The sequence below is a fragment of the Streptomyces sp. NRRL S-37 genome (genome assembly GCF_000721605.1).
In the GTDB taxonomy this organism is placed as follows: Bacteria; Actinomycetota; Actinomycetes; order Streptomycetales; family Streptomycetaceae; genus Streptomyces.
Genome location: NZ_JOIZ01000029.1, coordinates 1 through 12,642 on the forward strand (window position 1 = coordinate 1; position 12,642 = coordinate 12,642).

The following is a 12,642-nucleotide window of genomic DNA, read 5'->3' on the forward strand; positions in this document are numbered from 1 at the left end:
TCGACATCTCGAAGCGTGGAGAACGGCCGTCTCCGCTGTCCCGTGAAGAACCGCAGGTCAGCAGGACGAGTGACCCGCGGGGTTAAACGTCAAGCTAAGTGCGGCCCGATCTAGTGGGGTGGGGACGGAGTCCTGGTAGGCGGTGCGATGCAGGTGCTCGCCGCGAGTGGTCTCAGAAGACGTCCAGTTGGGTTCCGAGATGCCGACGCGATGGCCCTTGATGACCCCGTTCCTGATCTGTCCGGCACGCTCCCATGCGTGGCCGCCGAGGGCAAGGGCGGCCTGGCCGTATCAGCAAGGTGGGTCAGGCGCTGACTCCTGGTGCGATGAGGGAACGCACTTCGGCTGCTTCCACGCTTCCTGTCTGCTCAAAAAGGTTCAGAGCATCACGCCAGCAAGCCTTGGCCCGGTCCACCTGCCCCAACTCGGAGAGTGCGCGTCCGAGCAGCGTCAGGACGTTGCCCCGCATGCGGTCACCACCGATGCACCTGAGCGCGAGCGCCTGTTCGGCGTGCTGGGCGGCCTGCGCGGGCCGACGGGCGGCCAGGTGCACCTCGGCGATGCGAAAGTGGATGGTGCCCTCCCAGAGCCGCTGCCGGTGGTCGTGGCGGATGCCCAGCGCCTCGGAGAAGTGGCCGAGCGCCTCCGCGTGCCGGCCGGCCCTGAGCAGGGCGACGCCCACGACGTAGTGGCCGTGGGCCAGGCGTACCGTCCCGCCGAACTCGGCGTGGATGGCGACACCGCGCTGCGCGATCTCCACCGCCTTGGCGGTGTTGCCCATCCCCAGGTGGGCGCGGGAGAGGTTGCACAGGCTGATCGCCTCGAACGGCCGGTTGTCCAGCGCGTGGAATCCGTCGACGGCGTGGTTGAAATAGGTCTTGCCGTCCGCGGGCCGGTCCTGGAGCAGGCAGATGAGTCCACGGTTGTTGGCCACCCAGCTGATGGTGGCGGTGTCGTGCGCGGAGGTCGCGAGGTCCATGGCGAGGCGCGCCTCCTCCTCCGCCTGCTGGATATGGCCGGAGACCAGGAGGACGTCGGTGAGGATCGTCCGGGCCCTGCCCTCCGCACGAAGATCCCCCGAGACCCCGGTGGCCTCGCACATCGCCCTTGCCGTCGTCTCGTACTGATGGGAGTTGGCCCCCGACTGGGTCAGGTCCTGGGCCGCCCAGAGGAGGTCGACAGCGCGCCGCAGCCTGTCCGTGCCCGCGGCCTGCCGGACACAGGCCAGCAGCGAAGCCGCCTCGTTGTAGAGCCAGTCGAGGGCCGCCGGGCCCTCGTCGAACTCCAGCCCGGCGTACTCCGTCGGCTCCAGGTAATCCACCAGCCGGTCCCCGGGCCGCTCGATCGCGTAGACCCCCGACGCCGTGGCGAGGTAGAAGTCCAGCAGGCGGGACATGGCGTCGGCCCGCTCGCTGGGCGGCTGCTCGTCCCGCTCCGCACACGCACGCGCGTAGAGCCGGACCAGATCGTGGTAGCGATACCGGCCCGGAGCGGCCGACTCCAGCAGCGAGGTGTCGACCAGCGACTCCAGCAGGTCCTCCGTCTCCTCGACCGGCATGTCCAGAACGGCGGCGGCCGCGGCCAGTGAAATGTCCGGCCCGTCCGCGAGGCCCAGCAGGCAGAAGGCCCGCGCCTGCGCCGGCTCCAGCTGCCCATAGCCCAGCTCGAACATCGCCTTGACCGCGAGGTCGTCGGCCTGGAGCTCGTCCAGCCGCTGGCGTTCGTCCGCGAGCTTCGCCGCGAGAACCGAGACGGCCCACGTCCGTCGGGCGGCCAGGCAAGAGGCCGCGATGCGGATCGCCAGCGGCAGGAAGCCGCACGCCGCCACCACGTCCAGCGCCGTCTCCCTCTCCGACGCCATCCGCTCCGCGCCCACGATCTTCGTCAAGAGCTGAAGGGCCTCCTCGGGCGACATTACGTCGAGGTCGACCAGGTGGGCCCCGACGAGGTCCACCATCCGGGCCCGTGAGGTGATCAGTGCGGCGCAGCCTTCGGTGCCCGGCAGCAACGGGCGCACCTGCGCGGCGTCACGCGCGTTGTCCAGCAGCACCAGCACCCGGCGCCCGTCCAGCACCGACCGGAACAGCGCCGCCCGCTCCTCCAGCAAGTCCGGGATCGCCGAGTCCGCGGTACCCAGTGCCCTCAGGAACATCCCCAGCACCGTCTCCGGCTCCGCCGCCCGTACCCCGGCGCCCTGCAGGTCCACATACAACTGCCCGTCGGGGAACGCTCCGCGGGCCTGGTGCGCCACGTGCACCGCGAGCGTCGTCTTGCCCACACCGCCGATGCCGGCCAGCGCCGACACCGCCACGACCCGGCCCTCGGCGGAGGCCAGCACATCGCCCACTTCCGTAACGAAGGAAGCCCGGCCGGTGAAGTCGGCCACCACCGCCGGGAGTTGGGCGGGGGGATCCGGGGCCGCCGCGGGCTCCGGGGGCAGTGGGGACGAGGGTTCCGCCAGGCCCGGGTCCGCCTGCAGGATGCGCCGCTGGAGCACCTGCAGATCGGGCCGTGGGTCCACGCCCAGTTCGTCCGCCAGCAGCCGCCGGGTGTCCGCGTAGGCGGCCAGGGCTTCCGCCTGCCGACCCGAGCGGTACAGCGCCAGCATCAGCAGCTCGCGCAACTTCTCCCGGAGGGGATGGGTTGCGGTCAGGGCCGTCAGTTCCGAGACCGCCTCCGCGTGGCAGCCCTGTTCGAGGTCCATGTCCAGGCGTGACTCCAGCAGTTGGAGACGCCACTCCTCCAGGCGCGTCCGCTGCGTCTCCGCGTACGGCCCTGGAACGCTCGCCAGCGTCTCGCCGTCCCACAGGCTCAGCACCTTGTTCAGCAGTGCTCGCGACTGGAACAGGTCCCAGGTACTCCTTGCTCGCTCCGCATCCGCAGCCAACTCCTGGGCCAGGGCGAGGTCCAGCGCCCCCTCGCCGAGTGAGCGGATCGCGTAGCCGCCCGACTCGCTGACTAGGACCTCCGAGCCAAGGATCTTCCGCAGCCGCGACGCGTACGTCCGCACCGCCGCCAGTGCCTGGGACGGCGGCTCCTCGCCCCACAGCGCGCCGATCAGCTCTCCCGCCGTAGCCGTACGGCCCTCGCGAAGCAGCAGCGTCGCCAGCAAGGCCCGCTGTTGCGGGGACCCGGTAGGCAAGGACTCCGTCCCGCGCCAGGCGCGCACCGGGCCGAGCACACTGAAGCGGAGCGCCGCCGATTCCTTGGGACCCCCATGCTCCGATGCATGCGGTACGCCTACCAGCGCCTCCGGCACGGTCGAGCGAACAGGCGGTCGTCCGCTTGTCTCGGCTCGGGCCGAGGAAGGCGGCGGCAAGGGCGTCGCCCCCGTACCGGCGTGTTCCCCTGCGGAACGTCGGGCAGCGGCCACGACCATGGCCCGCGCTCCGTCAAGGCGAAGCTCATCGCCCAGGGCTTGCGCCGCCTCGAACTCTGTGGTGGCGAGACTCACCAGAGAGGAGAGCGACAGAGGATGGCGGGGTCCGAGCGTCGCCGACGCCTTCTGCGCTGCGACAGCGAGTACGTCGGCGGCACGCTCCCATCGTTCGCGGTCGTCGGCCGCCATCGCCGACCTGAACTCGGCGCGAGCCAGGGTGATCAGCGCGGCGAGCGACTGTGTGTGGCTGCTGCCGAGCAGGTGAATCAGCTGTCGAGCCGTGTGGGCCAAGGAGTGGACCAGGTCGTCCGCTTCGGCGTGGTGTCCATGCTGGCGGACGGCCTCCGCCAGCACCGACTTCGCCAGCAATTCGATTTCCAGCCGTTCTAGGAGGGAGTCGTTGGAGGCACTGAGGCTCAGTGCCTCTTCGGCTGCGCTCGTGGCCCCTGTGAGATCGCCCAGGCGGAGCTTGACCGCTGATAGGTTGGCCAAGCTCCGGGTTGCGGCCGGGTTCCGGTCGTCATTCACCCCCAGAGCGACGGCCGGCAACAGAACGGTGACCGCGGCAGAGACAAGGCCACGGTCCGCGAGGACGGCCGCCAATTCGTTCCTCACGTCCCCAGGCAGCGAGAGGGACTTCGGATCCGAGCGGATACGGGCGACCACGTGTTCGAGCAGGGTGCGTGATTGGTCCAGCAGGCCCAGAGCCTCGAGCAGCGACGTCAGGTAGGCAAGATCCCTGCCGAGATTCGGTCGCAGAAGCGGATCAGGGTCTGCGTGTAGCTTCACCACGGCCACTGACGCCCTCAACCGGGCCGCGGCGTCGCCACGAAGAGCGCGTTCGGCGCTGGTGATGGCTTGCTGCCACAGGTCGGTCATGACCCACCACCGCCCAGTTGACGTTCCATGGCCGCTTTTGCGGCCATGAACTTGAGTTCGGCGATCTGGGTGGCGTCGAAAACCCGGCGCTGCGACCACTCGTCGATGCGGTCGAACCACGTCTCCGCCGTGTCGGCGGCTGAGTCTACTGTCAACTCATCAGTGTTTACGGCGCGTTGGGACGGCGAAGCGGCTGGGTACAGCACGTCCATCAGATGCCCCACGTCGAACTGATCGAAGCGGCGCAAGGCTTCTCCGATGGTGGCGGCGAAGAGGACGTTGGCCGCGCGGTTGGCCTCGGCCCGGTCCGGGGCCTGTTCTAGAAGGATCCCCACGATCACGGGTTCACGCTCCTCCGGAACGCCTCTGACGACTGGTCCGCCGGAGTACCCGGAGTAGTCGCCAAGGAGTTGGTGCGCTGTCAGTTGCAGTGCCTGGATGACTGCGCCCCCCTCGCAGAGGTACTCCGCCGTGCCACTGTCCACCTGTCCTCTGAGATGCACCTCGGATGCGCCGGGACGGTACGGGCTGTGCCACTCGTCTCCGCTGTGAGCTACGCCGGCCTGAGGTATCGGCAGCCTAACTTCGTGCACGGTGGAGATCATGATCAGGGCCAGATCAGCGTCCTTGTCGCGGCGGCACACCTGGCCTTCGAGTCGGCTGCCGTCGGCCAGAACGATGTCCACGCGCTCGTCCAGCGATGCGAGGCTCCGTAGACAATGAAGTGCGGTCACCACATAGCGACGGGTCAGCAGAAAACCACCTCCGAGGCGCTGTTCAGACTCGAAGATCTCGACCCAGTAGCTTGTGCTGGTCACGGCGTCTCCGCGACCCGCTCCACAGTGAGAGTGACCTCGAACGAAGCTTCGGCTGACGCCTTAGACAAGATGACTCCGGCTTCTGCGGCCAAGGTCAGTCCGAACGTGACGTCCATGCTCGACACCTGCCACCCGTCCCGGCGCGGCACCTGGGAGAGGGACTGCTGGGCGATGGCCGAGGCTTGGACGATGGCCTCCTCCAGTTCTGCGGCACGGTCACCCAAGGAAGCACTGGACCGTGTGCGACTGGAGATCTGGCGGCTGCCCATGGCATCCAGAGGCACGGTCTCGACTCGAACTTCCGCCATGTGTCTCCCTGTTGGTGAGGTGCGGGTGGCACTGGTTCTCAGTCCCGCTGGAAGCGTAGCCAGCGAGATGCCGAGTCCGCGACCCGTTCAGCACACGCAAGATCCGGTCTATGGGGCCAGGCTGGGGGGAACTGGTCCAGCCGCGGTGTGGCGGTTTAGTGCGCTGGTGGCACCCGGCGCAGGATCAGCGCGCCGCCGGCCTGCGGATGGGTGCGGGCGTGGTTGAGCCCAGCGGCGAGGTCGGCGGGCCGCGATGATCCGGAAGACGCCAGACCCGTAGAACGCCGATCTCGGTAAAGCCCGCTGCCAGCACGGACTCAAGGGTATTGCCATGCTCCCGACAACCGACGCGGGGAAGTGGTCGGCGGCAGCGGCGAGCGCGGCCAACCAGACGGCCAGGACCGCGGCGTCGCCAGCCACGCCGGTGACTGGGGGCGTTGGAGACGCCGGCCACCGCGCCGACGTGGTTTACGTGTGTCACTGGTGGCTGACCAACCACCCTGACGCGCTCGCCTTCCAGCAGGGTCAGTGAACCCGACGCCGAAGAGTGGCCCTGCAAGGTCTGTATCTGAGGGCCGCTGCGGCACTACCTACCTGGCTAATTCCTATCGACAGTGAGGCTGTTGTCCTTCTCCCCGAGGACGTTGATGAAGACCGCGGGATAGTCATCGTCCTGTTCGCGGTGAGCTTTCCAGGGCAGTGAGGAGTTCTTCGGCGGCGTTGAGCTCGAACCATTCCGTGGAACCTTGGGCAACCAGCAGCCACTCATCGGGAGTAGCCAGGCCACGCACAAACATCTCGAGCAAGAACTGCTCCTCGTCCCCCGCTGTCTGGCGCACCCGGGCGCCGACGATGTCGTCGGATCTGATCCAGGAGGAGGTGGTGCCAGTGCCGACTTCCAGCCAGACGGTGGGAGAGGCCGGTGGCCCGGCGAGGGCCATCAGGGCGTTGGCGATGGCGGCCAATCCTTCGCCGGTGGTATGGGTGATCTGGTCCTGGCCGAACCGGCTTTCGGCAGTCTGGGCCAGCTCTGCTGCTTTGCGGATCCGCTCCGCGCTGGTCATCGGCGACTTCCCCTCCTCTTGCCGTGGGACGGCGTGCGCTCCACCCCCTCCCCAACTCGGTGCGCGGTCATGCCTGCGGCGGCGAACAGAGACGAACCGCTAGCGCTCCACGGTCCCGAGCCGGGGCCGGGCAAGGACCTCCGATACGCGGAAGGGGCGGCCGTTGATAGTTCACGCGTCCTCGGTCTGGTGGAAGTCGAAGTGCCGGGTGGCGACCGCGGAGCCCGGGTCCAGGACCGCGTACCGCGACAGCCAGGCTGGTACGTGGCTGCCGTCCTGCCCGGCGGGCGACGCGGAAGCGGCCTATTCGACGTCGTCGATATCCTCGTCCTCTTCCTGCTCATCGTCCTCGTGATCCGCAGCCTGGGGGTTTACGAGGAGTTCCCCGGCCAGCTTGCGTACTTCCTTGATGATGCGGTCCAGCTCGTCGGGTGATCCGAACGGGTGGACAGTGGTGGCTCGCGCCTCGGGAGCATCGGCAAGACTCATCAGCCGTTTCACCGCCTGCCTCGCGTCGGCCACGGCCTGGCGTAGGGCGCGCCGCTCGGCTGCCAACTGATCGGGAACCGACTGCTCAGAGGAATCGTCCTCCTTCTGCTCATTCCGTTTGTCTTCCGCCTCGCGCGCCCTGTCCGGGTCGGAGACGGTCACGACACGCCACTGGTCGAGAGGTTCGGCGGCGACGCCGCCCGCGTCCTTGCGGATCTTGTCCTCGGCTGTGAGGTCGACTGCGGGGATGGAGTACATCGTGGCCGTGTTGCGCGCCAGGAGTTGCGTATCGGTGAAGGAATTGAGGCATTCCCGCTCGGCGTCGAAGGCACGGGCCGCGAAGGCGAGGGTCCACAGACCCTCCTCAGAGTCTGCGAGCCCGGCGATGATCTGGTCCGTGTTGGCGCGGAAAGGCACGGTCCTGCCCACCGCTGAGCCGACGTTGCGTGTGATGATCTTGTCCGCGATGAGGGCGATTCCTCCCGCCACGGCGAGTGTCTGCCGCGCGCTGTCGTTACCGTTCAACGCCTGTTTGACGAGTTCGGTGAAGTCCGCCGTGGGGACGGGCCGCCAGTCGCTCATAACGCCCTTGGTGAGTACTCCACCGTTCGCCCAGGCATTCCTCGCCTGTTGAAGCGATCCCGCCTTGTAGCCCCGCCAGGGAAGGTCAATGACCGGTCCGAGAAGTTCCGCGTACCCGGAGGTCTTCATCTTGCTGGTGCCCTTGATGTCCTTGGCGAACTTCTTGACCTGCTCGAAGACGTCGGGCCGGGTAAGGAAGTGCACCAGGTAGACGGCCCGCCACAGAGGCGTTCCCGGAATGCTGCCGTCGTGGAAGATGTCCGGCAGATCCGCGGGCTTCCGGCGTCCGAGTGCGAGACCGATGATGCCATCCAGGAGATTGTTCTGCGGCAGTCCGGGGAGGCGGACACGGCTGATCGCCCGCGTACCAACCTCCACGTTCTGCGCTGCTGCCTCCCAATGCCGGAATTCGACGTGGATCGAGGCGAGGATGGAGCGGACTGCGTCGTCGAAGACCTCTTCGGCGGAGAGTCCAGCCGATCCGTGTCGGTGAACCCCTACCGTGATCTGAGCGGGCACCACGAGGGTCTGCCCGAGGCGCACCGAGCGATCCGTCGGCTGCGCCTCGTTCACTCCGCGCTGGAATTCGGCGAGGAAGCCGTTGAGTGCTTCCTGTCGGCCGAGCGCCATACGCTGGCTGAGTGCTTTCTCCGCAGCGCCGCGTCGCTGCGGCTTCTCTGCGGACAGGACTTCGAGGGCGGTCGCGGCGATGTCGTCGGCGTACGGTGCCTCTCCCCCGGTGAGGAGAGCCCATGCGCTGGTCACACGGGTGATGCCGTCGCGCACGGCAAGTACGTCGATGTGTTCGCTGCCGTCGGCGAATTCGAGCCGGCATGGGTGGGCAATGACGGCACGAGTGATACGACGGGCCAGGATTGATCGGTCATAGGGGTTCGGGTTGGCGTGCCGGGTCTGCTCGATGGTCTGTGCGAGGTGGGCGTGCAAATGCTTGCGGTCGCGGTAGCGATAGACGACCCGGGCGTAGGGTCGTCCGTGCTCGTCCACGTCGCCGTAAACCTCCGGGTCGTCGACGGGGAGCGCTCCCTGGCTGGTCCGCGGCTGATGTCCCGGAAACAGTTCGGTCAGCCACACTCTGGTGTGGAGCGAGCGGAGCGTTGCTCCCTCCACGTGCTCCTCGATCAGCGCGGACGCCTGCCCCTTGGGAGAGCGCAGCTGGGCTGCCGCCGCTTCGGGCGAAATGATGGCGCGAGCCACGGCGTGCCATGCGTCCTCGTCGAGCGAAGCGCCGTCCGCCGCCAAACCCGCTTTCACGAGTTGGGAGCGTTCAGCGGCACTGGAGGGACTTGGGAGTGTCCGCTCGAATCCCGAGACCGTGAACTCCTCACCCGAGAAGCGGAACGAGATCGTTTCTGGGCCGCTCGTCGGGGTCACGAGGCTGGATGACTGAGTGGCGCCCTCCACTCCTTCTCCGCCCTGAACCTGGGATTCGTTGGCATCGGACATGTTCTTCCTTTCAAAAGCCTGCCGAGATTCAAAGATCGGTCGATGGCACTACTGGCTGGTTGCTGCCCTGGCCGTTAGACTGGAGAGTGCAGTCAGGGCCGCGCGGATCGCGCGCGCCAGGTCTGCTTACACGAGCCCCGGCTTCTAGCCGGGGTTTCGTCATACAGCTGTCCGGCTTAGCACCGTTCCGGGGCAGGGGCTTTCGGCAGGTGCCGGCTGTACCAGCTCCACATGAACCTCCTGGAGTGCTGCCGCGCGATGGCCTGGCATGCGCTGTGAGCCACCACGTCGGCCATCTGGATCAATGCTGAGATGTGTGCCGGAACTTCGGCGGCCGGGAGCGGGATGCATCGAGGGCCCACCTGCCGATGGACCTGCTCGTAGAGGCGTTCGGAGCCATCCCCGTCGACGACCAGCGCAGCTCGTTCACCGACCTCGGCCAGCCGTCGGTCGAGGTGACGGAGCAATCCCTCGTACGCCTGCCGCTTTGCCCTGCCCCAGTGCGCAGGCTCCTCGGTGTAGACGGTCACGATGCTGAGCGAAGGCTGCGCGCCAATGACGTCGAGGGCCGCCTGGGCCATGCGGTACCGCTCGATCTTGGCGGGGTTGAGGCCGCCCGGGCGACCTCGGCCGGAGAGAAAGTTGGTCGCGTGCAGTTCAAAGTCGGTGGGTACCCCGTACTCGCGATGCCACTGATCGCGTAGGTCTCGCCAGGCACGAAGGACTTCGGGAGCACGCCCTGTGGGAACACCGAGTGCGGTGTAGAGCGCGAGGCCGGTGCTGGGGATGCCGGATTCGTCGACGTAGAAGGTATGGTCGACCGGCTGACGGGTGTTGATGGCTGTTCCCGGCCTTTCGCTCGAATCCGAACGTGATCAGGACAATATGCGGCTGCACCGCTTCGAACTGATCGCTCCAGCCGGGTTGCGACACGGCTGGGCATTGGATTCGGGCGATACGCGCTGCGTCTCTCCACCACCGCGCTCCTCGAGTTCTTCCTCGGTGGCCTGCTTAGACTCAACGAGTCTGTGAGGTCCGCCAGTCAGAGTGCCCGAGTGGCATTCGGCCTTCTGCCGCCTGCTGTTTCGCGAGGTAATGAAGGGCTCGTACCTGGCCAGGTTAGACCCGTACCTTTTACAGCGTCAACTTTACTACTCAAGGGCCGACTTGAGCACCATGCCCCCATTCTCCCGCGAGGGCTCCGGCGGCAGTCCAGAGCTTCATCATCCGCAACGCCCAGGTCCGGTCGTCCAGTTGCTGGAAGAGCTTGTACAGCAGGACCTCCTCTCACCGCCTGGAACAGGAGGCCCTCCACGCCCTACGCGGCAAGGCCCACTTCAAGCCGATCACCGTCGGGGACGTCGTCCTTGCCGACCCCGAATCCGCGATCGCGCCACCTCCACACGCACTACAACGAGGCCGTCGCCATCGCGATGGAGAGCGCCGGCGTTGCCCAGGCCACCCACCTCACCGGCAACGCCGACCGGCTCAAGGCTGGGGCCGGCTGCCAGAGTGAGCCATCGGTTGCCCAGTGTGACGGCCCACGGGAGCGCAGGGACGAACTCGATCGGCAGATCAGGACCCATAGACAGGCCCTCGCCATCGCCCTCGGTGTGGCCGCGAAGAGTGCGCCCGCCACCCACCCGTCGAGGGCTTCCAGGGGCCGATCACTCGCCCCCTGCAGTTCCTCAGCCGGCTCGTTTACCCAGGTCAGGGCTGCACTTCCGCCTGGAATTTGAATGCCCTCCCCGTTCCGTAGCCCGGAGCGGCTGAACAACCCCGACTTCCGCGACCAGGTGCTGCCCAGGCTCTCCGCCGCGACCGGGCTCCTGGTGGTCGACGAGGCGCACTGCATCTCGGACTGGGGGCACGACTTCCGCCCGGACTACCGCCGGCTGCGCACCATGCTCGCCGACCTCCCGGACGGCGTGCCCGTCCTCGCCACCACCGCCACCGCCAACGCCCGTGTCACCGCCGACGTCGCGGAACAGCTGGGCACGGGAGGCTCGTCGGACGCGCTGGTGCTGCGGGGCCCGCTGGACCGGGAGAGCCTGAGCCTGAGCGTGCTGCGCCTGCCGGACGCCGCGCACCGGATGGCCTGGCTCGCCGACCACCTGGACGAGCTCCCGGGCTCGGGGATCGTCTACACGCTCACCGTGGCCGCCGCCGAGGAGGTCACCGCCTTCCTGCGGCAGCGCGGGCACACCGTCGCCTCGTACACCGGCAGGACGGAGAACGCCGACCGGCAGCAGGCCGAGGAGGACCTGCTCGCCAACAAGGTGAAGGCCCTGGTCGCCACCTCCGCGCTCGGCATGGGCTTCGACAAGCCCGATCTGGGCTTCGTGGTGCATCTCGGCTCACCCTCCTCCCCCATCTCCTACTACCAGCAGGTCGGCCGCGCCGGGCGCGGTGTCCGGCACGCCGAGGTGCTGCTGCTGCCGGGGAAGGAGGACGAGGCGATCTGGGAGTACTTCGCGTCGCTCGCCTTCCCCTCGGAGGACCTGGTGCGCCGTACGCTCGACGTCCTCGCACACTCCGACCGGCCCGTATCGCTGCCGGCCCTCGAACCGCTGGTGGAGCTGCGCCGCTCCCGGCTGGAGACCATGCTCAAGGTGCTCGACGTGGACGGGGCGGTGAAGCGGGTCAAGGGCGGCTGGATCGCGACCGGGCGGCCGTGGACGTACGACGCCGAGCGGTACGCGTGGGTGGCGCGCCAGCGCAAGGCCGAACAGCAGGCGATGCGTGAGTACGCGGCGAGCACGGACTGCCGGATGGAGTTCCTGCAGCGCCAGTTGGACGACGAGGGCGCCAAGCCCTGCGGACGCTGTGACAACTGCGCGGGCGCGCGGTACACCCCCGAAGCCTCCTCGACCGCCCTCGAGGCGGCCCGCGTGGACCTCGGCCGGGCGGGCGTCGAGGTGGAGCCCCGGCGGATGTGGCCCACCGGGCTCCCGGCGATCGGCATGGACCTCAAGGGGCGCATTCCGGCGGGGGAACAGGCGGCTCGGGGCATGGCGCTGGGGCGTCTGTCGGACATCGGCTGGGGCAACCGGCTGCGTCCGATGTTCGCACCGCAGGCACCGGACGGACCGGTGCCGGACGATGTCGCCCGGGCCGTGGTGGGGGTGCTGGCCGACTGGGCCAAGGGGCCCGGCGGTTGGGCTCCGGGAGCGGCGGACCCCCAGCCGCGGCCGGTGGGGGTGGTCACCCTCGCCTCCCGCAGCCGGCCCCAGCTGATCCACTCACTCGGGGCGCGCATCGCGGAGATCGGGCGGCTGCCGCTGCTGGGATCGGTGGATTACACGGGCGAGGCGCACTCCGTCTCCCGGAGCAACAGCGCCCAGCGCCTCAAGGCCCTCGACGGGGCGCTGACCGTGCCCGCCGGCCTCGCCGCCGCGCTGGCCGGGGCGCCGGGCCCGGTTCTCCTCGTGGACGACTACACGGAGACGGGCTGGACCCTCGCGGTCGCGGCACGCCTGCTCCGGCGGGCCGGTGCACAGGGTGTGCTGCCGCTGGTGCTGGCCGTACAGGGCTGATGGTTCGAACCCCCCAGCGGGTGGGGATATTAGCCGTGGAACATCCGATACCGGGCCGCTGCGTCAATTGCTCGTTGCCGCATCCAAGTTCGACAGGAAGAATCGAAGGACGCACCCGCACGG

The 12,642-nt window shown here is 68.3% G+C and carries 7 protein-coding genes and 1 pseudogene; 2 read left to right on the plus strand and 6 right to left on the minus strand.

Annotation, left to right across the window (positions count from 1 at the left end):
* Nucleotides 1–304 precede the first annotated feature (304 nt).
* A complete protein-coding gene (locus IH50_RS0132505) occupies nucleotides 305–3,169 on the minus strand; it encodes an AfsR/SARP family transcriptional regulator (protein ID WP_030870546.1) in 2,865 nt (954 codons plus the stop codon).
* Between the two features lie 306 nt (nucleotides 3,170–3,475).
* Here IH50_RS0132505 and IH50_RS42190 point away from each other — a divergent pair, with 306 nt between their 5' ends.
* On the plus strand, nucleotides 3,476–3,769 hold the full coding sequence (locus IH50_RS42190; protein WP_199822177.1) for a hypothetical protein: 294 nt from the start codon (nucleotides 3,476–3,478) through the stop codon (nucleotides 3,767–3,769).
* A 485-nt stretch (nucleotides 3,770–4,254) separates the two neighbouring features.
* On the opposite strand, the gene IH50_RS0132510 is transcribed toward IH50_RS42190, so the two are convergent.
* From IH50_RS0132510 to IH50_RS43630, 5 genes are all read right to left on the minus strand, one after another.
* Entirely contained in the window at nucleotides 4,255–5,076 is an 822-nt protein-coding gene (locus IH50_RS0132510) for a S1 family peptidase (protein ID WP_030870549.1), read from the minus strand.
* Nucleotides 5,073–5,384 carry a CU044_2847 family protein gene (locus tag IH50_RS0132515; RefSeq protein ID WP_030870552.1) on the minus strand — a complete coding sequence of 104 codons (312 nt, stop codon included), beginning with the start codon at nucleotides 5,382–5,384 and terminating at the stop codon, nucleotides 5,073–5,075. Before IH50_RS0132515 ends, IH50_RS0132510 begins: the two co-directional genes overlap by 4 nt.
* 665 nt (nucleotides 5,385–6,049) lie before the next feature.
* The gene (locus IH50_RS0132525; RefSeq protein ID WP_030870559.1) at nucleotides 6,050–6,448 is read right to left on the minus strand and encodes a hypothetical protein; all 399 of its coding nucleotides are present in this window, start codon (nucleotides 6,446–6,448) and stop codon (nucleotides 6,050–6,052) included.
* 303 nt (nucleotides 6,449–6,751) lie between these two features.
* Entirely contained in the window at nucleotides 6,752–8,983 is a 2,232-nt protein-coding gene (locus IH50_RS0132530; RefSeq protein WP_158801351.1) for a hypothetical protein, read from the minus strand.
* Nucleotides 8,984–9,159: 176 nt separating this feature from the next.
* Nucleotides 9,160–9,822: a DUF3800 domain-containing protein gene (locus IH50_RS43630; protein WP_107062207.1), complete on the minus strand. Its 663-nt coding sequence runs from the start codon at nucleotides 9,820–9,822 to the stop codon at nucleotides 9,160–9,162.
* A gap of 918 nt (nucleotides 9,823–10,740) precedes the next feature.
* On the opposite strand from IH50_RS43630, the pseudogene IH50_RS0132540 reads away from it, so the two are divergent.
* A pseudogene (locus IH50_RS0132540) lies at nucleotides 10,741–12,519 on the plus strand (helicase-related protein); the annotation flags it as partial.
* Nucleotides 12,520–12,642 lie beyond the last annotated feature (123 nt).

What these genes read in the sequence shown, in the direction of transcription:
- IH50_RS0132515 (WP_030870552.1), bottom strand. Translation starts at nt 5,384, where the DNA reads ATGGCGGAAGTTCGAGTCGAGACCGTGCCTCTGGATGCCATGGGCAGC.
- IH50_RS0132525 (WP_030870559.1), bottom strand. Translation starts at nt 6,448, where the DNA reads ATGACCAGCGCGGAGCGGATCCGCAAAGCAGCAGAGCTGGCCCAGACT.
- IH50_RS42190 (WP_199822177.1), top strand. Translation starts at nt 3,476, where the DNA reads ATGGCGGGGTCCGAGCGTCGCCGACGCCTTCTGCGCTGCGACAGCGAG.
- IH50_RS0132530 (WP_158801351.1), bottom strand. Translation starts at nt 8,983, where the DNA reads ATGTCCGATGCCAACGAATCCCAGGTTCAGGGCGGAGAAGGAGTGGAG.